21 protein-coding genes are annotated in these 21,053 nt (G+C 69.7%); 12 read left to right on the top strand and 9 right to left on the bottom strand.

What is annotated here, in order from left to right; genetic code table 11:
- Positions 1-9: 9 nt before the first annotated feature.
- Positions 10-546: an ankyrin repeat domain-containing protein gene (locus tag ACOEQ2_RS11925; RefSeq protein ID WP_419728198.1), complete on the top strand. Its 537-nt coding sequence runs from the start codon at positions 10-12 to the stop codon at positions 544-546.
- A gap of 38 nt (positions 547-584) precedes the next feature.
- Here the strand turns inward: ACOEQ2_RS11925 and ACOEQ2_RS11920 are convergent, their stop codons facing one another.
- On the bottom strand, positions 585-1,055 hold the full coding sequence (locus ACOEQ2_RS11920; protein WP_419728197.1) for a hypothetical protein: 471 nt from the start codon (positions 1,053-1,055) through the stop codon (positions 585-587).
- A gap of 318 nt (positions 1,056-1,373) precedes the next feature.
- Entirely contained in the window at positions 1,374-1,949 is a 576-nt protein-coding gene (locus ACOEQ2_RS11915; RefSeq protein WP_419728196.1) for a YbhB/YbcL family Raf kinase inhibitor-like protein, read from the bottom strand.
- 152 nt (positions 1,950-2,101) lie between these two features.
- Here ACOEQ2_RS11915 and hisC point away from each other — a divergent pair, with 152 nt between their 5' ends.
- A complete protein-coding gene (hisC, locus tag ACOEQ2_RS11910; protein ID WP_419728195.1) occupies positions 2,102-3,172 on the top strand; it encodes a histidinol-phosphate transaminase in 1,071 nt (356 codons plus the stop codon).
- Between the two features lie 18 nt (positions 3,173-3,190).
- Here hisC and ACOEQ2_RS11905 read toward each other — a convergent pair whose 3' ends face one another.
- Positions 3,191-3,760 carry a CDP-alcohol phosphatidyltransferase family protein gene (locus ACOEQ2_RS11905; protein WP_419728194.1) on the bottom strand — a complete coding sequence of 190 codons (570 nt, stop codon included), beginning with the start codon at positions 3,758-3,760 and terminating at the stop codon, positions 3,191-3,193.
- A gap of 269 nt (positions 3,761-4,029) precedes the next feature.
- On the opposite strand from ACOEQ2_RS11905, the gene ACOEQ2_RS11900 reads away from it, so the two are divergent.
- Both ACOEQ2_RS11900 and ACOEQ2_RS11895 read left to right on the top strand, forming a co-directional pair.
- Entirely contained in the window at positions 4,030-4,251 is a 222-nt protein-coding gene (locus ACOEQ2_RS11900; RefSeq protein ID WP_419728193.1) for a hypothetical protein, read from the top strand.
- 33 nt (positions 4,252-4,284) lie between these two features.
- A complete protein-coding gene (locus tag ACOEQ2_RS11895; protein ID WP_419728192.1) occupies positions 4,285-6,111 on the top strand; it encodes a response regulator in 1,827 nt (608 codons plus the stop codon).
- A 15-nt stretch (positions 6,112-6,126) separates the two neighbouring features.
- On the opposite strand, the gene ACOEQ2_RS11890 is transcribed toward ACOEQ2_RS11895, so the two are convergent.
- The 4 genes from ACOEQ2_RS11890 to modA form a co-directional block, all read right to left on the bottom strand.
- Complete coding sequence (locus ACOEQ2_RS11890; protein WP_419731207.1) at positions 6,127-6,777, bottom strand: NUDIX hydrolase; 651 nt, start codon at positions 6,775-6,777, stop codon at positions 6,127-6,129.
- 16 nt (positions 6,778-6,793) lie between these two features.
- Positions 6,794-7,942 (bottom strand): molybdenum ABC transporter ATP-binding protein, encoded by a 1,149-nt coding sequence (gene modC / locus ACOEQ2_RS11885; protein ID WP_419728191.1) that lies wholly within the window; start codon positions 7,940-7,942, stop codon positions 6,794-6,796.
- Between the two features lie 109 nt (positions 7,943-8,051).
- The gene (gene modB, locus ACOEQ2_RS11880) at positions 8,052-8,738 is read right to left on the bottom strand and encodes a molybdate ABC transporter permease subunit (RefSeq protein WP_419728190.1); all 687 of its coding nucleotides are present in this window, start codon (positions 8,736-8,738) and stop codon (positions 8,052-8,054) included.
- A gap of 1 nt (position 8,739) precedes the next feature.
- Complete coding sequence (gene modA / locus ACOEQ2_RS11875; RefSeq protein ID WP_419728189.1) at positions 8,740-9,546, bottom strand: molybdate ABC transporter substrate-binding protein; 807 nt, start codon at positions 9,544-9,546, stop codon at positions 8,740-8,742.
- A gap of 85 nt (positions 9,547-9,631) precedes the next feature.
- On the opposite strand from modA, the gene thiM reads away from it, so the two are divergent.
- The 8 genes from thiM to clpS all read left to right on the top strand — a co-directional run bounded on the left by thiM (position 9,632) and on the right by clpS (position 18,857).
- Positions 9,632-10,537 (top strand): hydroxyethylthiazole kinase, encoded by a 906-nt coding sequence (thiM, locus tag ACOEQ2_RS11870; protein WP_419728188.1) that lies wholly within the window; start codon positions 9,632-9,634, stop codon positions 10,535-10,537.
- Between the two features lie 125 nt (positions 10,538-10,662).
- Complete coding sequence (locus ACOEQ2_RS11865; protein ID WP_419728187.1) at positions 10,663-13,449, top strand: mechanosensitive ion channel domain-containing protein; 2,787 nt, start codon at positions 10,663-10,665, stop codon at positions 13,447-13,449.
- Complete coding sequence (locus tag ACOEQ2_RS11860) at positions 13,446-14,162, top strand: 2OG-Fe dioxygenase family protein (RefSeq protein WP_419728186.1); 717 nt, start codon at positions 13,446-13,448, stop codon at positions 14,160-14,162. Before ACOEQ2_RS11865 ends, ACOEQ2_RS11860 begins: the two co-directional genes overlap by 4 nt.
- Before the next feature lie 17 nt (positions 14,163-14,179).
- Positions 14,180-15,586, top strand: a complete 1,407-nt coding sequence (locus tag ACOEQ2_RS11855) for an MBOAT family O-acyltransferase (protein ID WP_419728185.1) — start codon at positions 14,180-14,182, stop codon at positions 15,584-15,586.
- Positions 15,552-16,649 carry a hypothetical protein gene (locus ACOEQ2_RS11850; protein WP_419728184.1) on the top strand — a complete coding sequence of 366 codons (1,098 nt, stop codon included), beginning with the start codon at positions 15,552-15,554 and terminating at the stop codon, positions 16,647-16,649. Before ACOEQ2_RS11855 ends, ACOEQ2_RS11850 begins: the two co-directional genes overlap by 35 nt.
- The gene (locus ACOEQ2_RS11845; protein WP_419728183.1) at positions 16,646-17,299 is read left to right on the top strand and encodes a TenA family protein; all 654 of its coding nucleotides are present in this window, start codon (positions 16,646-16,648) and stop codon (positions 17,297-17,299) included. The genes ACOEQ2_RS11850 and ACOEQ2_RS11845 overlap by 4 nt, the downstream gene beginning before the upstream one ends.
- A 39-nt stretch (positions 17,300-17,338) precedes the next feature.
- Positions 17,339-18,421: a hypothetical protein gene (locus ACOEQ2_RS11840; protein ID WP_419728182.1), complete on the top strand. Its 1,083-nt coding sequence runs from the start codon at positions 17,339-17,341 to the stop codon at positions 18,419-18,421.
- A 130-nt stretch (positions 18,422-18,551) separates the two neighbouring features.
- Positions 18,552-18,857, top strand: coding sequence for an ATP-dependent Clp protease adapter ClpS (gene clpS / locus ACOEQ2_RS11835; RefSeq protein ID WP_419728181.1), 306 nt, complete (start codon positions 18,552-18,554; stop codon positions 18,855-18,857).
- A gap of 33 nt (positions 18,858-18,890) precedes the next feature.
- Here the strand turns inward: clpS and ACOEQ2_RS11830 are convergent, their stop codons facing one another.
- The gene (locus tag ACOEQ2_RS11830) at positions 18,891-19,967 is read right to left on the bottom strand and encodes a hypothetical protein (protein ID WP_419728180.1); all 1,077 of its coding nucleotides are present in this window, start codon (positions 19,965-19,967) and stop codon (positions 18,891-18,893) included.
- Between the two features lie 107 nt (positions 19,968-20,074).
- Positions 20,075-20,968, bottom strand: a complete 894-nt coding sequence (locus tag ACOEQ2_RS11825; protein ID WP_419728179.1) for a LysR family transcriptional regulator — start codon at positions 20,966-20,968, stop codon at positions 20,075-20,077.
- Positions 20,969-21,053 lie beyond the last annotated feature (85 nt).

Genomic DNA, 21,053 nt, shown 5'->3' with positions numbered 1-21,053 from the left:
CTTCCCGACATGTCCAACCAGCAGGCCGATCAGAGCCCCGTCCCGGCACCCCCGGCCGGCTTCACCTACGAGCAGATCGAGGCGCTGTATTTCAATGCGGCTCGCGAGGGCCAGGACGACCTGCTGGAGCAGTTCCTGGATGCCGGCGCCGACATCGAGCGTACCGATGGCAAGGGCTACAGGCCGCTGATCCTGGCCTCCTATAACGGCCACCTCTCGGCCACCGCCCTGCTCCTGAGGCGCGGCGCGTCTCCGGACGCCCGCGACGCCAAGGGCAACACGGCTCTCTGCGGCGTCGCCTTCAAGGGCGACATCCCGTTGGCACGGCTCCTGATCGAGGCGGGCGGCACCGTCGATGCCGTCAACAATGTCGGTCGCACGCCGCTGATGTTCGCGGTGATGTTCGGCCGCGAGGCGATGGCAGCCTACCTGGTCGAACAGGGCGCGGACGTGGATCTGGTCGATGGAGAAGGCATCAGCGCCCGCATGCTCGCCGAACGACATGGCAACCACAGCCTCTCGCAGCGAATGGCCGAGCGGCGCTAAATTCCGACCGCACTTGGGTAGAGCGGAGCCTTTGGCAGTTATCGAACTGTAACATCGGCACGAACCGACGGATGAAACAGCTCTACATCCCGGCATTGTGAGGCACAAATCCGATCCGCAAGATCATTGATGTGATCTTCAAAGTCTTCTTGTGCACGATGCATCTCGATTTGCTTGTGCGCCCTTCTACTTGACAGTGCGGCAGGAACCGGGAACTGCGGTCGCTTCTTCGCGTCCCATATGTAGCAGTTTATCAAAAATGCAGCCTCGTCGATTTCGTCGGGGGACTGCGTCTGGGAGTTCTGAATGCCGCCATCGACCAAGCGTCTGTCGCCGACCGGAAAGGCAATCAAGAGGCCGGTTGGTCGGCCCGCGACTGCCGGCAAGCCCGGTTCGGCAAAGTCCGGACAGGCCGGCCGTATCGCGACCGCTTCGCCCAAGCAGAGCAAGGACGAGTTGCGTGCCCGGGTGGAAAAGCTCGAGCGTGCCAACACGATGTTGCGGCTCAAGAATCGCACCGTGCAAGCGGCGGTGCATGATGCCAACGACCGTGTCGCAGAACTCGAGGAGGACGTTGCCAAGCTGCAGCGTCACCTCGCCGCCGCAGCCGATGCGGCTCCGGCCCGAACGACCCGGGCCAAGGCTTCCAGCAATCCTGCAGCTGCGGAACCTGCGGCCCGGGTACGTCGCGCGACGTCGAGCCGCACAAATCACCACCGCCCGGATCGGAGTGGCGTCAATCAGGACGACAACGCCGACCTGGCGTCTTCCTGAAGTAGGCTTCGGTGGCAGCGGGCCGAACCCGCTGCCATTCTATGCCGGCCTGATCAGGTCCGCCGATAGGTGCCCACCAGGGTGCCGCGAGCGATGACATGCCCGCGCAGCGCGTCGACCAGTGCGCTTCGCCCCGGGCAGCTGCGGAACTCCGGCGCATGATCGAGAGCGAACATCTGGAACACGTAGCGGTGAGCTCCATGGCCGCGCGGCGGGTCAGGCGGCAGCCACGCACGCTGCATGTAGGAGTTGCGCCCCATGCCGAGATCCTGGCCCTCGTGACCCGGGCTCGGTAGCGCCCCGGCTGCCAACTCACCGTCCGTGGGCTTCAGGTTCGCGAGGATGGCATGCACGAGTGGACGCGGCGTCGGGCTGTCCTGGTCCTCGATCAGCAGCACCAGGCTCTCGGCTTCGGGCGGGACCCCGATCCACACCAGCGGCGGCGAAATGCGCTCACCGTCCTCGGTATAGATCGACGGGATCTCACCGTTCTGGGCAAAGGCGGGAGAGGTCAGCTGGATCACCTCGGGCACCGACGCGAAGGCCTCGTCGGCGCTCACCAGGTCGTCCGCACTGCCGCGCAGGCCTTGGAGCGCTCGCCCCACACCGGGCGGAACATTCTGCAGCATCGGTCTCTCCTTGAAATCGCAGTGAACGTCGAACTCAGGACCGACGCCTGAACCGCCGGCTGGTTCAGGGGCTCGCGACACCGTGCGCCCGGCGCCCTATATGAACCCATCATCCGACCACCCCCATTCCCTCGAACCACCCGGACGTTCGCATGAGCCGCTTCTGGACCGACCGCGTGCACGCGCTGACCCCCTACGTGCCGGGCGAGCAGCCGAAGCAGGCCGGCCTCGTCAAGCTGAATACCAACGAGTGCCCATACGGCCCGTCGCCACGCGCGCTCGACGCAATCCGGGCGGCGACCGACGACACCCTCAGGCTGTATCCGGACCCGAACAGCGCCCGGCTGCGGGGCGCCCTTGCCCGCCAGCACGGCGTGGCCCCGGAGCAGGTGTTCGTCGGCAACGGCTCCGACGAGGTGCTGGCGCACGTGTTCCAGGGCCTGCTGCAGCACGATGCGCCGCTGCTGTTCCCCGACATCACCTACAGCTTCTATCCTGTGTATTGCGGGCTGTACGGCGTCGAATACCGCACCGTGGCGCTGGACCGGGAGCTGCGCGTGCGGATCGAGGATTACCGGCAGCCGTGCGGCGCCATCATCCTGCCCAACCCGAACGCGCCCACAGGCACCGCCCTGGATCTCGACGACATCCGCACCCTGCTCGAGGACCATCCGGCCCAGCCGGTGGTGATCGACGAGGCCTATGTCGATTTCGGCGGTGACTCGGCGGTGCGGCTGATCGCCGACTATTCGAACCTGCTGGTGGTGCAGACGCTGTCGAAGTCGCGCGCCCTGGCCGGGCTGCGGGTGGGATCGGCGATCGGACATCCGGAGCTGATCGAGGCACTGGTCAGGGTGAAGGACAGCTTCAACTCGTATCCGCTGGACCGGCTGGCCGAGGCCGGCGCCACCGCGGCGATCGAGGACGCCGGCTGGTTCGAGGAGACGCGGAGCCGCATCATCCGCAGCCGCGACCGGCTCAGCGACGGGTTGCGGGCGCGGGGCTTCATGGTGCAGCCCTCCTCGGCGAATTTCCTGTTCGTGCGCCATCCGGACCATCGCGGCGCCGAGCTGCACGCGGCCTTGCGGGCGCGAGGCGTGCTGGTTCGCCACTTCACCGCGCCACGCATCGCAGATCACCTGCGGATCAGCATCGGGACCGACGCCGAGTGCGACATCCTGCTCGACGCGCTCTCCGGGATCCTGGGCAGGAACGCGGCCTGACCCTCGAGGCCTGCTGCGTCAGTGACCGGTGTGGCGCCACGCACGCAGCCGGCCGGTCATGACGCAGAGCAGTGCCAGCGGCGTCAGCAGTCCGCTGGCGAGCAGGATCCAGCCGGCGCCGCCGCACCAGATCACCGGCGGCACCAGCAGCATCATGTCGTCCGGGTCGAAGGGGCGAGACACCCGCCCGGTCGGCGGGGAACGGCTGAGCTCGGTGAAGGTCAGACCGACCGAAACGGCCGCCGACAGTCCCAGCAGCGGTCCGGCGATCGGCTGCCATTCGGAAGGCAGCGGCAGCATCGACCGCACGCCGATTCCGAGCCCGGCAAAGATCGCCATCGTCGCCACGCAATCCGAGACCAGGTCGAACCGCGGCCCGAAGCGGCTGAACCTCCGGCTCTGGCGCGCAAGTTCGCCATCGGCGCGATCCAGCAGCGCCGACAGCAGGAACAGCCCGGCACCGACCTCGAGCAGCACCCCGGCATGCGCAAAGCAGAGTGCCGCTGCCAGACCGGTGGCCAGCCGCAGCATGGTCAGCGCATCCGGGGTGATACGGGTGTCGACAAGCAGGGCGACCGGCGGGCGCATCGCCCGGTGCAGGAGTGTGTGGTGGCTCAGGACGGGTTCCCCGTGGAGGGGGGCAACCTCTGCGCGATCACCCGACACCGCAAGTCCTGCCTGGCCGTGATCCAGGAGCTACACGACCAACTGCTTGGCCAGACTCAGGCGTGTGTCGTAAAGCTCGAACCGGGCGCCCTGGCGGAACGTTTGATACAACGGGACGCCTTACCAGGCCCAAGACCCACAATAATCAGAAGCTCGGACGCAAAACGCGCCGGGACCATCGGGAGAACAACGTGCGCGCCTTCCAGGGACAATTTTCCGACAACCAGCCGATCCGCCGCAACGTGGTGGAGAAGCAGAAGCAGCTGCGCGACCTGCGCGAAACCCTCGCCACGATGAAGGTGCATACCGCTCCGGCGCTGCGTGACAGCGTGCGCAAGCGGATCGCCGAGCTCGAGGTCGAATTGCGCGGCACATCCAACGGCACACCCCCGCCCCGCCGGCCGGCGGGCTGAACCACCCGCGCGCCGATGCCTCAGCCTGATCCTATGCCGACCGGAGCGGGCCAGCTCGAGACCGAGCTTGCCCGTCTTCGTGAGCAGGTCGAGGCGTTCGAGGCGGTCAACCGGGTCGGCAGCCGACTCGCGGCCGAGCTCGACCCGGCGCGGTTGGTGCACGCCTTTCTCGAGGCGGTGACGCTGCTGACACACGCCGCCTACGGCGCCTATTTCGAGAACATCGCCGCACACGGCGAAACCAGCTGGCACCTGGCAAGCCTGGTCGGCGCACCGATCGAGGCCTTCACCAGATTCGGGTTGCCGCGTGCCACGGCACTGTTCGGTCCGACGTTCGCGGCGGAGGGTGTGGTGCGCAGCGCCGACGTGCTGGCCGACCATCGCTATGGCAGCCATGGCGGGATGCCGGCCGGACACCTGCCGGTGCGGAGCTACATGGCAATCCCGGTGGTCTCGCGGTCCGGCATCACACTCGGCGCGCTGCTCTTCGGACATGGCCAGCCCGGGGTATTCGGCGAACGTGAGGAACGCCTGGCGACCGAGCTTGCCTGGCAGGCCGCCACCGCAATCGACAATGCGCGGCTGTTCCAGGCGTCGCAGAACGAGGTCGCCGAGCGAGCGCGGGCGCAGGCGGAGCTGCGTGCGCTGAACGAGACGCTGGAGAGCCGCATCAGCGAGCGCACGGCCGAGCTCATGCGTGCCGAGGAACAGCTGCGCCAGAGCCAGAAGATGGAGGCGGTCGGCCAGCTGACCGGCGGGCTGGCGCATGATTTCAACAACCTGCTGACCGGCATCACCGGCAGCCTGGAGCTGCTGCAGACACGGGTCGCGCAGGGCCGGGTCAGCGAGATCGACCGCTACGTGGTGGCGGCGCAAGGCGCGGCCCGGCGCGCGGCCGCCTTGACGCACCGGCTGCTGGCCTTCTCCCGGCAGCAGACGCTCGATCCCAAGCCGGTGGACGTCAATCGCCTGGTCGCCGGGATGGAGGATCTGGTCCGCCGCACCATGGGCCCGGCGATCGCCATCGAGACGGTGGCCGCGGCCGGTCTGTGGCCGACATTGTGCGATCCGGGCCAGCTCGAGAATGCGCTGCTGAACCTGTGCATCAACGCCCGCGACGCGATGCCGGATGGCGGCCGGCTGACTATCGAAACCGGCAATCGCTGGCTGGACCGGCGCGCCGCCGCCGACCGCGACATTCCGCCGGGCCAGTACGTTTCGTTATGCGTGAGCGACAGCGGCACCGGCATGACGCCCGAGGTGGTCGCGCGCGCGTTCGACCCATTCTTCACCACCAAGCCGATCGGCGTCGGCACCGGACTCGGGCTGTCGATGATCTACGGCTTCGCGCGCCAGTCCGGCGGCCAGGTGCGGATCTATTCGGAGCCCGGCGACGGCAGCCTGGTGTGCATCTACCTGCCGCGCCACGTCGGCCATGCGGCGACGCCGGAGGAGCCCGCCGACCCCGGTGAGCTGCCACGCGCCGGCGAGGGCGAGACCGTGCTGGTGGTCGATGACGAGCCCACCGTGCGCATGCTGGTGGCCGAGGTGCTGCAGGACCTGGGCTACACGGCGATCGAGGCGGCCGACGGTGCGGCCGGTCTGGCTGTGCTGCAGTCGGACGCGCGAGTGGATCTCGTGGTCACCGATGTCGGGCTGCCGGGGGGCATGAACGGACGCCAGATGGCCGACGTGGCGCGGGTGCAGCGGCCCGGCCTGCAGGTGCTGTTCATCACCGGCTACGCCGAGAACGCGGTGCTCAGCCACGGCCATCTCGACCCCGGCATGCACGTCCTGACCAAGCCCTTCGCCATGGAGGCACTCGCCACCCGCATCAAGGAACTGATCACCGGCTGCTGAGACCGGTGCGCGCGATCAGTCGAACTCGGTCGGCAGTTCAGGATGTGCGCGATGGACGAACAGGCGCGCGATCTGGTGCGACAGCACGCGGCCGGTCGAGAGGTCCTGCGGGATCTCGCCTTCGCCAAAGAACCGCGCCTCGCTGGTCTCGATATTGGCCGCCGCCGCGGGGTCGGGCGTGTCATCGAGCAGCTCGCACAGGAAGAACAGCTTGTAGATCGAGAACGGCCCGGTCGGATGGTGGCCCTGCCGACCGCGGTCATGCACCAGCGCCAGCTTCGAGGCGCGCACGCTGTAGCCGGACTCCTCCGCCACCTCCCGCTCGGCGCACTCCGAGGCGGTCTGGTTGACGTCGGCCCAGCCGCCCGGGAGCGTCCACCGTCCCTGGTCGGCCAACTCGCGCACCATCAGCAGACGGCCCTGGCGGTCGAACACGGCACCGCGCACATCGACCTTCGGGGTGGCATATCCCGTCTCCGCGGCGAACAGCCGGTGCAACGTGTCGGCATTGCCGGCGCTGGGATCGGAGGCCGCCATCATCCGTGCCGCCAGTGCGGTCAGCGCCTGGTAGCGCTCGACATCGTAGGGGTCGCGGGTGAAGGCGAGCCCACTCTGCGCCACCGCCTGCACCTCGCGCGCCCACAGCAGCCAGTCCGGTTCCGGCACGCCTGCATTCGCCCGTTCATCCATGACCGCTCTCCCCATCCAGCACGACGATCGACACCGTCTTGACCAGCGCCACCAGGCACGCCCCCGGAGCCAGCCCGAGCCGTCGCACGGAATCGCCCGTCACCCGGGCCAGCAGAGCCGCCCGCGTGTCCGGCCCAGGTGGCGCATCGGGTTCCAGCACGACCAGAGCCGTATCGGCGGAAGCAGGAGCGACCGACCGCACCCGCACCGCAACGACGTTCTGGGCGCTGGTCAGCAGCGTGTCAGGGGCGGCCAGCCGCAGCAGCACGACCTCACGCGCCGGCACCGTCAGCCGCAGCCGCGCGCCCACCGGATGCCCGGTGCCTGCCACCATCAGGCTGAACCCGCCCGCCTGCACCAGGCTCAGCCCGCGCTCCGTGTCGTGTGCCCGCACCTCCGCCTCAAGCAGCGCGCCGGCATCGTCGCGATCCGCCAGGCCGGCGCCTTCCTGCAGCAGCAGCGTCGCCACCGGCCCGCAGGCGCGGATGGCGCCATCCTCGACCAGCGCCACCGTGTCGCAAAGCCGCATCACCTCGTCGAGCGCGTGCGTCACGTACAGGATAGGTAGCCGCAGCCGGTCGCGCAGCCGGCCGAGATAGAACAGGATCTCGCGGCGCCGGGCCGCATCCAGCCCCGACAGCGGCTCGTCCATCGCCAGCAGCACCGGCCGCGACAGCAGCGCCCGCCCGATCGCCACCCTCTGCCTCTCGCCGCCGGACAAAGCCCGGATGCGGCGCGCAAGCAGCCCGTCCAGCCCAAGCAGCGACGCCACCTCGTCGAAGCCGGGGTGATCCCCGGGGCCCGCCGGAGCCCGGCGCGCACCATAGCGCAGGTTGGCCTCGACGGAGAGATGCGGGAACAGCCGGCTGTCCTGGAACACCATGCCGATGCGACGCGCCTCCGGCCTGACCCAAACGCCCGGCCCCGACAGCACCCGGTCGCCGATCCGGATCTCGCTCCAGTCCGGCCGGAACAGCCCGCACAACGCCGCCACCAGCGTGCTCTTGCCAGCCCCGGACGGGCCGAACAGCCCGACGATCCCGGGCAGCGGCGCCTGCAGCTGCATGTCCAGCACACGGCCGGTGGCAAAGCGGTGCCGCATCGCGAGCGAGAGCGTGCCTGCTGCGGTGCCGTCGGTCACACCCGGCCGAGCCCGCGCGGCGGCGTCTGCAGCTGCATGTCAGGGGCGCGAGCGGCAACGAACCGGTGCCGCGGCGCCACCGAGCACGGGCCTGGCCCGGGGGTGTCCGTCACACCCGGCCGATCCCGCGCAGCCGGCGCATCAGCAGCTCCGAGACCAGCAGCCCGGTAAGCGCCAGCATGAGCGACACGGTGGCCAGCCTCGCCGCGATCGCCTCGCCGCCCGGCACCTGCAGTGCGGCATAGATCGCCAGCGGCAGGGTCTGGGTGCGGCCGGGGATGCTGGCGGCAAAGGTAATGACGGCACCGAACTCGCCGAGGCTGGCGGCATACCCGATCGCCGCCGCAGCCAGCACGCCGGGCGCTGCCATCGGCAGGGTGATCGTGACGAACCGGTCGAGCGGCCGCGCCCCCAGCCCGGCCGCGGCATCGAGCAGCCCGGGATCGATCGCCTCCAGCGACAGCCGGATGGTGCGCACCATCAGCGGCAGCGTCATCACGCCCGTCGCCAGCGCCGCACCCGCCGTGGTGAACACCAGCCTGGCGTGGAACAGCCGCCAGAGCAGCCCGCCTACCGGACCGTGCAGCCCGAACACCAGCAGCAGCAGCCAGCCGGTCACCACCGGCGGCAGCACCATCGGCAGGTGCACCAGTGCGTCGAGCAGCGGCCGGCCGGGCAGCCGCGGCCGGGCCAGGATCCAGGCCAGCAGCAGCGCCACCGGCAGCGTCCCGCCCACTGCCATCAATGCCACCCGGAGCGTCAGCCGGACTGCGATCCACTGGTCCGGCTCGAGCACGCTAATGGGTGTCCAGCACCGTGAAGCCGGCATTGCGGAATGCCTGAGCCGCCGCCGGCGTGCGCAGGAACGCCAGGAAGCGCCGCGCCTCGTCTGGGCTGGTGGCAGTGGCCAGCAAAGCCTCCGGATACAGGATCGGATCGTGGCTGCTCTCCGGGAACGTGCCGGCAACGGCCAGGCCCGGGGCGGCGGCGACGTCGCTGCCATAGACGATGCCGGCCGGTGCTTCGCCGCGCTCGACCAGCAGCAGGGCCGCGCGCACGTTCTCCGCCGGCGCCAGATGCGGTGCGACCGCATCCCACAGATGCAGCCGGGTCAGCGCCTGCTTCGCGTAGATCCCCGCCGGGACCGACGCCGGGTCACCGACCGCGAGCCGGCCGCCTGCCCCGAGGATGGCAGCGAGATCGAGGCCGGGCGCTATCGTCACCGGCTTCAGCCCGGCGCGGGGCTCGACCAGCACCAGGCTGTTGCCGAGCAGGTTCGCCCTGGTGTCCGGCAGGACCAGGCTTTTCGCGGCCAGCCAGTCCATCCATTTCAGGTCGGCCGAGATGAACACGTCCGCGGGCGCGCCCTGCCCGACCTGTTGCGCCAGAACCGAGCTGGACGCGAACGACAACCGCGGCGCCGCATGACCCTGGGCCTGCCAGAGTGATGCCACGTGCTTCATCGCGTCGGTCAGGCTGGCGGCGGCGAACACGGTCAGCGCCGGTGCCGCGCGGGCGCCCCCGGTCGGGCCAAGGAGGAGAGCCGTCGCCAGCAGCCACCCGAACAACTGCCGGGCTGCGGAGCCGGTCTCGCGCGATGTCATGCCTCGTCCCCTGGGTTGCCGCGCGCCACCTTAACCGAACCGCGCCCGGCGCCCATCTTCGCGTCCAGCCGCCAGGAGATCCCGCATGACACCATCCTCAGCCACGCCGGATGCCGACCCCACCGACCCCGCCGACCCGATGACCGGGGCCGCCGTCGCCGAAACGCTGCGCCGGCTGCGGGAGCGGGCGCCCCTGGTGCACAACATCACCAACCTGGTGGTGACCAACACGACTGCGAACGCCCTGCTCGCGGTCGGTGCGTCGCCGGCGATGGTGGAGGCGATCGAGGAGGTGGCGGAGTTCGCCCGCATCGCGGACGCGCTGGTGATCAATCTCGGCACCATGGATGCGGCCCGGGCGCTTGCCATGCCACGTGCGGCCGCCTCGGCCCGCGAGGCCGGGACACCCTGGGTGCTGGACCCGGTCGCGGTGGGAGCGCTCGGGTTCCGGTCGGGCCTGGCGGTCGAGCTGCTCGCGCACAGGCCGCAGGCGATCCGCGGCAATGCCTCCGAGATCCTGGCGCTGGAGGCGTTGTCCGGTCCGCAGGCATCCGGGAGCGGCAGCGGGCCAGCCGGCCGCGGCGTCGACAGCGCCCACGGCCCCGAAGCCGCACGCGACGCCGCGCGGCGGCTGGCGGCCCGAACCGGGGCCGTGGTGGCGGTGAGCGGCGCCACCGACCTCGTCACCGACGGACATCGCGTCATCGGTATCGCCAACGGACACGCCATGATGACGCGCGTGACCGGTCTCGGCTGCACCGCGACTGCGCTGATCGGCGCGTGCCTGGCGGTGCAGCCGGACCCGCTGGTGGCGTCCGTGCACGGCATGGTGCTGATCGGCCTGGCGGGCGAGATCGCGGCACGCGGCGCTGCCGGGCCCGGCTCGCTGCAGGTCGGGCTGCTCGACGCGCTCTACCGGATGGACGATGCGACGCTGCGTGCAGGTGCCGCGATCCTCGAACCGGTCATGGCTGGAGCCGACCGAAGCTGACCGCCGGCAGGAGGCGTCCGGCGCCGACGGCGGTTTGACAGGAGCGGCGCGGCCGTGGTGGGTGCACCCCTCCCGATCGGCAGGATCCATCCGGAACGGGGTCACGGGGAGAACGGAGGCCGGACATGGAACGATGCGAGCGTGGCGACCTGCCATCGGCGCAGGGCCTGCCCAAGCGCCGGAGCCGCGTGCGGATGGTGCTGCTTGCCACGATCCTGGCCGCCCAGACGTTGCTGTCGCCGGCACTTCCCGCGATCGCCCAGGACCGGAACGAGGACCGGAACCAGGACCAGACTCAGGACCAGACTGGGAGCCCGAACCAGGTCCGCGTTCCTGATCAGGCCGCACCAGGCGGCGACCGCGCCGGCAGCCTCGATGCCCTGACCCCCGCGGAACAGCGACGCCTGCGGGCACTGCTCGACCAGCCGGCGCCGCGGGACGTGTCTGTGACCGATCGGCGGGCGCCCGCACCGGCGGTCGTGGCCGCGCATCCGGCAGCCAAGCCTGCCGCGCCGGCTCCCGCACCTGCCAACGCGACTGCCGCCGCAAAGCCGAAGACGGTCAGCCTGGCGCCGGACAGCCTGGCTGCCGAAGTGCTGGCGCAGGCGGCAACCGTGCAGAAGGTGCTGGTGTTCGAGGGCCAGAGCTTCGGCGCGTTGTTCGGCGACATGGCGCTGACCGGGCGCTGGCTGCATCGCGAGATGGTCGACCCGGACGCGCGGGCGGCGCTGCTGGACGCGCTGTGGCGCGGCACCGCCGTGGTGGTGGTCGGTCTCGCCGTGGAACACCTGCTGCTGCTGGCACTGCGACGCCCCCTGCGGGCCCTTGGACGCGACGCCAGGGTGACCGAGATCGAGGAGGAAGAGGCCACCGGGGAAGCGCCGTCGACGCTGGCAGGGAGCGCGTCGCCGCTGGGAGAGCCGCCCGGACTGGTGCAGGCCGGACCGCCGGCACCCGCTCCGGCCACGCTGCAGAATCCGACGCTCTCACCCACGCCGCAGCCCGGCGCCATGCTGCCCGGCAGCCCAATCCTGCCGACCGCCCCGCAGGTCGTGCCCCCCGGGCTCGGGGCGGGAACAATCGACCCTATCGTCCTTGCCGAGGCCGCCGAGCGCAGTGCCAGGCAGGCCGAGGCGCGCTCGCGGGATGCAGCGCACCGTCGCCAGACACTCAGGCTGTTCCGGCGGCTGCCCTATGCGGTGCTGCGGCTCCTGCTCAAGCTGCTCCCGCTCTGCGCCTTCCTGGCGATCGGGAATTTCGCCGCCACCAGCATCGCCGACCGGCCGCGCACCCAGCTGATCATCGTCACGGTCACCAACATCTACGGTATCGGGCGCGCGCTGTGGCTGCTCGCCGATATGCTGCTGGCCCCGAAAGCCCCCGGGGTCCGGCTGGTCCGCGTCGCTGACGAGCAGTCGCGCTTCCTCAGCCGGTGGTGGAGCTGGCTGGTGGCGGTCCCGGTGGTGGCGATCTGCAGCACCGACATCGGCCGCATCCTCGACCTGCCGAACCGCGCCGGCATGGCCTTCACCCGGGCCGTGGTGCTGGTCGAGCACGTGCTGCTGGCGGTGCTGATCTGGCAGACCCGGCACCGGGTGGCCGCGGCACTGCATCCACCGAAACGCCTGCGCGCACGCAGCTTCGGCCGCCTGCTGGTCCGGCTGGCCGACTACTGGTGGATCGCGGCACTGTTCTTCGATGGCGCGCTGTGGGTGGTGTGGGCAGCCCAGATCCGCGGCGGCTATTCGCTGATCTGGCACCTGTTCCTCTCGAGCGTGCTGATCATCGGTGCGTGCCGCCTGGTCGGCATCATGCTGCTGGGCGGGCTGGACCGGGTGTTCCGGATCGAGCCGGACACCGAGCTGCGCTACCCGGGCTTCGAGCGCCGGGCCAGCCGCTACTACCCGGCGCTCAGGCGGATCGTGACCTGGGCGCTGTCGATCGTGTGCGTCGTGCTGCTGCTCGAGGCGTGGGGCGTGCCGGCGTTCGGCTTCTTCTCGCGCGGCTCGCTCGGGACCCACCTGCTCTCGGCGGTGATCACCATCCTGGTGACGCTGGCCGTCGGCGTGATCGTGTGGGAGCTGGTGAACGGCAGCCTCGACCGGCAGATCGCCCGCTTCGGCGACACCGGCCAGATGCCGCGCGCGGTCCGGCTGCAGACGCTGCTGCCGATCCTGCGGACGCTGCTGTTCGTGGTGCTCGGCGCGATCATGGTGCTCACCGTGCTGGGCGAGGTCGGCGTCAACATCGCGCCGCTGCTGGCGGGTGCCGGGATCATCGGCGTGGCGGTCGGCTTCGGCTCGCAGAAGCTGGTGCAGGACTTCATCACCGGCATCTTCCTGCTGGTGGAGAACGCGATGCAGGTCGGCGACAACGTGACGGTGGCGGGGATCAGCGGCGTCGTCGAGCATTTGTCGATCCGCACGCTGCGGCTGCGCGGCGGCGACGGCTCGATCCAGATCATCCCGTTCTCGTCGGTCTCGACGGTCGCCAACCTCAGCCGGGATTACGCGGTCGCCTCGATGTCGGTCAGCATCGGGTTCGCCGAGGATACCGACCGGGTGTGCGACCTGTTCAACGAGATCGGTAGCGCCTTGCGCACCGAGGAAGCGTTCGCCGGCATGACGCTGGCCGATTTCGGACTGAACGGCGTCGACAGCCTCGGTGAGTATGCCGTCGCCATCAGCGGCACCATGAAATGCACCGTGGCCGGGCGCTGGCCGGTGCAGCGCGAGTTCAACCGCCGGCTGCGCGCCCGCATGGTCGAGCTCGAGATCACCCGGCCGATGGCGCACCAGTCCATCGACCTGCCGAAGCTCACAGCCATGCTCGAACGGCGGCCGCCCGCATATGCCGAGAGCAGAGAGACCCCATCCGAGGCCCCCGCCGCCAAGGAACCGGAGCACCCATGACAGACCTGTCCGCCGCATCCAGGCTCGCCGCCGACGGCTACGCGTTCCTGCCGGCCGCCGAGATGGCCGGGCTGCTCGAGGAGCAGGGTGCCCTGGATCGCTGGGACAGCTTCGCCGAAAGCTGGGAGCATCTCGGCATCGACCGCTACATGGCCGATGGCGGCCGCTACCGCCGGCGCCGGCACGCGGTGTTCGCCGTCGGCCGTGACGGGATCGAGCGCAAGCCGCACCAGCCGCACTACCAGAGCCGCGACTACAACGAACTGAATGGCGGCATCGAACGCTGGTTCACGCCGGTGGAGAACCAGATCGCCGACCATCCGGTCCTGCTGGCGATCCTGCGCACCTGCCACGCCTTGTTCGAGGGCCTGACGCCCACCGCATCCCGGCCCGAGCTCTGGCATGTCGAGCTGCACCAGTTCCGCATCGAGGCGCATGTCGATACGAGCGGGCAGCCAACCCCGGAAGGCTTGCATCGCGACGGCGTCGACTGGGTGCTGGTGCTGCTGATCGCGCGCGAGAACGTTGCCAGTGGCGTCACCAGCATCCACGACCTGCAGCGCCGGTTGCTCGGCAGCTTCACGCTCAAGGCCCCGCTCGATGCCGCCCTGGTCGATGACTCCCGCGTCTATCACGGCGTCACCGCGGTGACACCGCTCGACCCGTCGCTGCCGGCCTATCGCGACGTGCTGGTCGTCACCTTCCGCCGGTAGCTGCCCGCCCCGCCGCCATGTTGTTCAACAGCCAACCGTTTCTGCTGGTCTTCCTGCCGCTGGTGCTGGCGGCGTTCCATGGCTGCGCGCGGCTGCCCGGCGAGACCGGCCGGACGGCGCGCCAGCTGGTGCTGGTGACGGCATCGCTGGTGTTCTACGCCGCGTGGAACTGGCGCTTCGTGCCGGTGCTGGTGGCGCTTGCCCTGGCGACCTGGTGGATCGGCCGCCGCTACGCCGATACCGGCCGCGCCGTGTGGCCGGTCGCCGGCATCGTGCTCAACCTGGCCGTCCTGGGCGTGTTCAAGTACGCCAACTTCATCGCCGCGAACGTGGCGGCACTGGTCGGTGGCAGGCACGCCGCCTGGTCGATCGTGCTGCCGCTCGGCATCAGCTTCTTCGTGTTCCAGAAGATCTCGTATCTTGCCGACTTGAAGCGCGGCGGCCCGGAGTACGCACGCGCGCACCGCTACCGACTGCTCGACTTCGCCGAGTTCGTCACGTTCTTTCCGGCCCTCGTCGCCGGACCACTGGTGCGCCACAACGAGATCATCCCGCAATTCGCCGCCCCGGTGCTGACCGCGCGCACGTCGGAGAACCTGTCACGCGGCGCCATGCTGTTCCTGATCGGGCTCACGAAGAAGGCCGCCATCGCCGACAGCATCGCACCGATCTCCGACACGCTGTTTGGCAAGGCGGCCAGCGGTGCGGTGCTGAACGGCGCCGAAGCGTGGGCAGGCTCGGTTGCCTACACCCTGCAGATCTTCTTCGATTTCTCCGGATATTCCGACATGGCGATCGGGCTCGCCTTGATGTTCGGGCTGATCCTGCCGGTGAACTTCAACGCGCCCTACCGCTCCACCTCGCTGCGCGACTTCTGGCGCCGCTGGCACATCACGCTGAGCCGGTTCCTGCGCGACTACCTCTACATTCCGCTCGGCGGCAACCGCGCCGGGCTGGTGCGGCAATGCGTCAACCTGACCGCCACCATGCTGCTCGGCGGCTTGTGGCATGGCGCCGCCTGGACCTTCGTTGCATGGGGCGGCCTGCATGGCGTGGGCCTGGCCATGAACCACCTCTGGACCCGCGCCGGGATGCGCATGCCGGCGTGGCTCGGCTGGCTGGTGACGATGCTGTTCGTGATCGTCGGCTGGGTGCTGTTTCGGGCCCCGGATTTTACCACCGCCTGGCACATCCTGGGCTCGATGGCCGGGCTGCACGGCATCGGCTCCTTGCACCTGCGCAACGCCGTGGTGTTCTGGGCCGCGATCGGCATCGCGCTGATCGGGCCCAGCAGCCAGCGTGCGGCACTCGGGCTGCTGCGTCCCTCACCCTGGATCGCCGTTCCGGCGGCGGCGGCGTTCGTGTTCCTGCTGTTCCTGACCGGCGGCCGTGTTCCCAGCGAGTTCATCTATTTCCAGTTCTGAACCCCCGCCCGATCCGACAGGCTGGCGCCGCTTCCTCCGGATCTTCGCGGGCACGGCGCTCGGGCTCGGCCTGGCCGCGTACCTGTTCATCGTGACGGTCGATCCGTGGGGCATGCTGCCGCTGTCGCCGTCGCTGCCGCGTGCGCCGATCTCGACCAATGCGCGCTTCTCGATGCCGATGCTGGCAACCAGCCCGCGGTTCGACGCCGCCATCATCGGCACCTCGACCAGCCGGCTGCTGCGCCCGGCGGCGCTCGACCGGTTGCTCGGCGCGCATTTCGTCAACCTGGCGATGAACAGCGCCACGCCCTGGGAGCAGGGCCGCATGCTCGCCTTGTTCGCCCGGCACCATCCGGACCCGAAGGTGGTGGTGATCGGCCTCGACAGCGCCTGGTGCCTGGCCCGCGCAGATTCCCCCCGCCTCACCGGCCGGCCATTTCCAGAGTGGATGTACGGCGACAACCGCTGGCGCGGCTACCTGCACGTGGCCAACCTCTACGCGCTGCAGGAGGCGGCCAACCAGTTCATGATGCTGGTCGGCGCCAGGCGCTCGCACTATGGCGCCGACGGCTACACCGACTTCCTGCCGGCCGAGAACCGCTACGACGCCGCGCGGGTGGATCGGATCTTCCGCCAGTGGGGACAGCCTTCCACGGACCCTGCCGCCAGCAGGCCGACCGATCCGGCCGCGCTGTCGATCCTGGCACGGCTGCTGCCGACGCTGCCGAGCGACACCATCAAGATCCTCTACATGCCGCCGATCGCAGACGAGGAACTCGGCACGCCCGGCAGTTGGATCGCCGCGAAATGGCAATCATGCCGTGACGGTGCGACCCGGATCGCGCAGGCGACCCCGAACACTGTCCTGGTCGATTTCGCCTACCGCGATCCGGTCACCACCACCCGCTCGAACTTCTGGGACCCGGTGCATTACCGCGTGCCGATCGCCGACCGGGTGATGCAGGCGATCGCCCAGGCCGCCACCACCGGCGACGCCGCGCCGGGCGACATCGACCGCGTGCTGGTGTCACGGTCGCTGGTGCAGGAAGGAGACCGGAAATGACGGACAGCTTCAGCGAGACGCTGCGGCAGGCGAGCCAGCCTGCGTGGGACGAGGCGGTGCGGCACCGGTTCGTGCAGGAACTGGGCGCCGGCACGATCGCGGACGGGGTGATGGCGGGCTACCTGATCCAGGATTACCGCTTCCTCGACAGCTTCCTGGCGCTGCTGGGCGCAGCACTCGCCACTGCCGACACGCTGCCGGCGAAGCTGCGGCTGGGCCAGGCGCTCGGCTTCATCTGCGGGCCGGAGAACACCTATTTCGAGCGTGCCTTCGCAGCCCTCGGGGTGGACGAGGCGGCACGGCTGGCGCCCCCCGACACCGCGCCGACCGCCGGATTCAAGGCGATCATGCGGGAGGCCGCCGCGAGCCGCAGCTACGGCGCCGCGCTGTCGGTGCTGTGCGTGGCGGAATGGCTCTACCTGGATTGGGCTTCAGCCGCGCCCCGCCCGCTACCCGCCACCTTCGTGCACGCCGAGTGGATCACGCTGCACGACAACGAGGGCTTCCGGGATTTCGTGGCGTTCCTGCGCCATGAGCTCGACCGTGTCGGGCCCGCCGAGGCGACGCTGAACCGGGACCTGTTCGTGCGCGCGGTCCGGCTGGAGCAGGAGTTCCTGGACGCGGCCTATCCCGACCTTGGTAGAACCTGACACGGGCGGCACCTGGTCCCAGGCATGTCGGAGGCGGCGATGTCCACACTGATCCTCGTCACGGGTGACACCGGAGCAGGCCACCTCAAGCAGGAGAGGCGCGCCGACCAGGTCCTGACCTTCAGCCACCGTTTAATGACCGGTCCGGTGCCTGCACGGGGGGCGCCGGAGGATTTCTTCCGGCGGCGGCGGGCAACCTGCGAGGCAGAAGGCCTGTGTAGCGGATCCTGGCGGTTCGGCGCCGAGGATCCCGGCGACGAGATTTCTCCGTTGCGAAGCGTCTGGCACCCGCTGCCGGACATGTGCCGCGCGCATGACCGGGTGGAGCTCTGGATCGACCCGGACCCGAACGCGCAGCTGGTGCTCGTGCAGTTGCTGGACTGGCTGGGGCACCGCCTGGAGATCGCGCCCCGGCTCTGGCTGAAGCAGGCAGAAGCGGCACTCGGCGAGCGTCGTCCGGGCGACTGGGTTTTCCCTCCACGACCTGTCGACGCAGCGGACGTGGCGCTGGCGAGCCGGGCATGGGCGGCATTCGGCGCCTCGACACCGGCAGCCTGGGCCGCCATGCGGAATGACCCGGAGCTGCATCGGCTTGCGGGACTGAGACGCGCCGTCGAGCAGAGCCTGGACCAATTGCCGGACCACACCGGCCTCGGCGCCACGGCCCGGCGCATCCTCGGCCTCATCGAACGGCAGGGCTGGTGGACCGAAGCGGACGGCCGTGGCGAGGGCTTCTCCAGTCGGCATCTGTCTGACCCGGAGCGCTGCGTCTCGCCTCTCATGCAGCGCATCCTCCGGTGGGGAGAACGCTGTCCCCTCTCCTACTTCGAGATCGGCGAGACGCTGTGCGAGCTCGCCGCGGCGCCCGTCCCCGCACTGACCGGCGTGACGGAGCGCCACTTCGATCCGGACATGCACCACGACACGGAGCGCCACCGTCGCTTCCGCGAGAGCCCGATCTCGCTGACCGAGCTCGGACACCGTCTGGTGGCAGGGCGGGATGACTGGTCGCTGCACAACCCGGTTCATCGATACCTGGGAGGCACGCGGCTTACGAACGATATGCTGTGGCGGTGGGATGCGTCGCAGGAGCGGCTTCTGGAACCGCGACTCCTGCCCTGACGCGTGCGCTGGTCGATCCCCATATGCCGCTCGATGCGGCTCTCTTCCATCGGATCCACGACGGGGACTCTTCCCGGTGGGGTGCGCCGCCCCGGAAACATGCGCAACGACGCCCTGGTGAAAGCCGCCGATGCCCGAGACCACCACCTCCCCCCGCATCCAGCTCGAGCTGAAGGTAGAGCGGCCGCGTCTGCACAAGGTCATGCTGGTCAACGACGACTTCACGCCGCGCGAATTCGTGGTGCTGGTGCTGAAGGCGGAATTCCGCATGGATGAGGGCCAGGCCGGCCGCGTCATGATGACGGCGCATCAACGTGGGGTGTGTGTGGTCGCCGTCTTCACGAAGGAGATCGCCGAGGCCAAGGCGACCAACGCGACCGACCTCGCGCGCAAGAAGGGCTACCCGCTGCTGTTCACGACCGAGCCCGAAGAATAGCACACGGTTCGGCAGGACCGCGGCACCGGTCAGCTAGCGCAGGCTGCTGCTCCCGAGCAGGCGGGTGCCGGGCCTGACCGTCGAGCGGACCACCATGAAGCGGCTGAGCATGTCGAACCAGAACGGCGCGCCCAGCATCACGGCAAAGGCGGTCACGGTCCAGCCGATCAGCATCTGCAGCAGCGCCAGCCAGTCCAGCCGTGCCGCGGTCGCAGGCCATGTCGAGGCCACGCCCGGCGGCTCAACCGGGGCGGTGGTCTCCTCAGGGCGCCATAGATGCTGCGGTGGCGGCTCCCAGCCGGTCGGGAACTGGATCTCGTCGAGGTCGCGCTGCAGCACCATGAAGGCATCCTGGGCCTGGGCCTGGTCCTGGGCCTGGGCCGGCAGCGCGTGCTCGGTATCGCGCGGCAGCAGTTCCGAGGCCTGCGCCACGGCGCCGTCACGCAGCGCCTTGTCCTGGAACAACGCCCGGCCGACGCTGAACGCATCGATGTTCATCACCCCGGCCAGCAGCAGCCCGAGCAGGAACAGGATCACCTGCGTGCGCTGCTTGTACCGGCCCGAAACCCGCTCCATGCAGGCATCGAACCAGACCTCGAGGGCGAGCTGCACCCGCGCAAGGTCGCCCTCGGCGGTGTCCAGCGCGCTCAGCAGCGCGCGTCGGATGCGGCCGTCCGGCATGTCTCGTGCGATCGCCTGGAGCGCTTCCGGCGACATCACCGGTACCACCGCCGCGGGCCCGCTCGGTGCGGTGCCGACCGGCCCGCGCAGGATGATGTCGAGGAACGCGCGGGCGAAGTTGGCGGCCGGAATATAGGCAGGCAGGTTGTGCCGCGCACGGACCGGCATGCACAACCCGACCCTGCCGCCGAGCAGGCTGCGATGCGGCCGCAGCAGTTCCGGCTCGTACGATCCGGGATAGAGCGAATAGACCAGCGGATGCGCATACAGATCGCGCGCGGCGCCGATGCCCTCCGGGTCGTCGAGCAGTTCGCGCACGCCGCGTTCCAGGTCGGCAGCCCGCATGCTGAGCACCGTCTCGATCGCCTCGCGGATCGCCGAGCAGATCAGGCTCACGAACAGGAACAGCAGGCTGAGTCCGATGGCCACGTCCAGAACCACAGATCCGAACATTGCCGCAGCCTCCCGCCAGGAACGCCGCGAAGTCTGGCTGTCCCCATTGCGGCACGCAACGACCGGATCCGCAAGAAGCCGGCCTACTGCCTGATGAAGTCGACGAAGGCGCGAAGCGGGACCGGGAGGTGGGTGCGGCCGGGGTAGTACAGGAAAGGTCCCGGAAAACTCTGCCACCACGGCTCGAGCACCGGTTCCAGCGAGCCGTCCTCGAGGTGGGGCCGCAGCCAGTCCTCGAACACATGGATGATGCCGACCCCCTGCACCGCGGCACTCACCGCCAGGTCGACCGCGCCGCCGAGCCTGACCAGCAACGGGCCGGTGGGGTCGACCCGGACCATCTCGCCATCCCGCTCGAATTCCCAGGCTGGAATGCTGCCGCTGGCGAACTGGCCGCGCAGGCAGGCATGCGCCAGCAGGTCGCGCGGATGCTCCGGCCGACCGTGCGTGGCGAGATAGCCTGGTGCGGCGGCGGTGGCGAAGCGCTGCACGCGCGGCCCGATCGGCACCGCGATCATGTCCTGCTCCAGCCGCTCGTCGTAGCGGACGCCGGCGTCGCAGCCTGCCGCCAGCACGTCGACGAAGCTCTCCTCGACCACCACGTCGAGCCGGATGTCCGGATAAGCCAGGAGAAAACCCGGCACGATCGCGGGCAGCACCAGGCGTGCGACACTGCCCGGCACATTCAGCCTGAGGGTGCCGGTCGGCCGGTCGCGAAACGCGTTCACCACATCGAGTGCTGCGTCGAGCTCACCCAGCATCGGCACCAGCCGTTCCAGCAACCGTCGGCCCGCCTCGGTCGGCGCCACGCTCCGTGTCGTCCGGTTGAGCAGCCGGACGCCGAGCCTGGTCTCCAGCCGCCTGACCGCCTCGCTCAAACCCGATGCGGACGCGCCGCTTTTCCGGGCCGCCTCGCGAAACCCGCGCGCCTGTGCCACGGCAACGAATGCAGCGAGTTCCTGGAGGTCTGTCGGCATTGTCCACCCGATCGCACGGCCTGTGCCGATTGTGGGGGATTATCGTGCGGCCGGCTCGGGTGCATATCGTCGATGCGACCTGGAG

The organism is Lichenicola sp. (genome assembly GCF_965198575.1).
GTDB lineage: Bacteria > Pseudomonadota > Alphaproteobacteria > Acetobacterales > Acetobacteraceae > Lichenicola.
The sequence above is the reverse complement of the archived record's forward strand: the minus strand, read 5'-3'. Positions and strand labels throughout refer to the sequence as shown.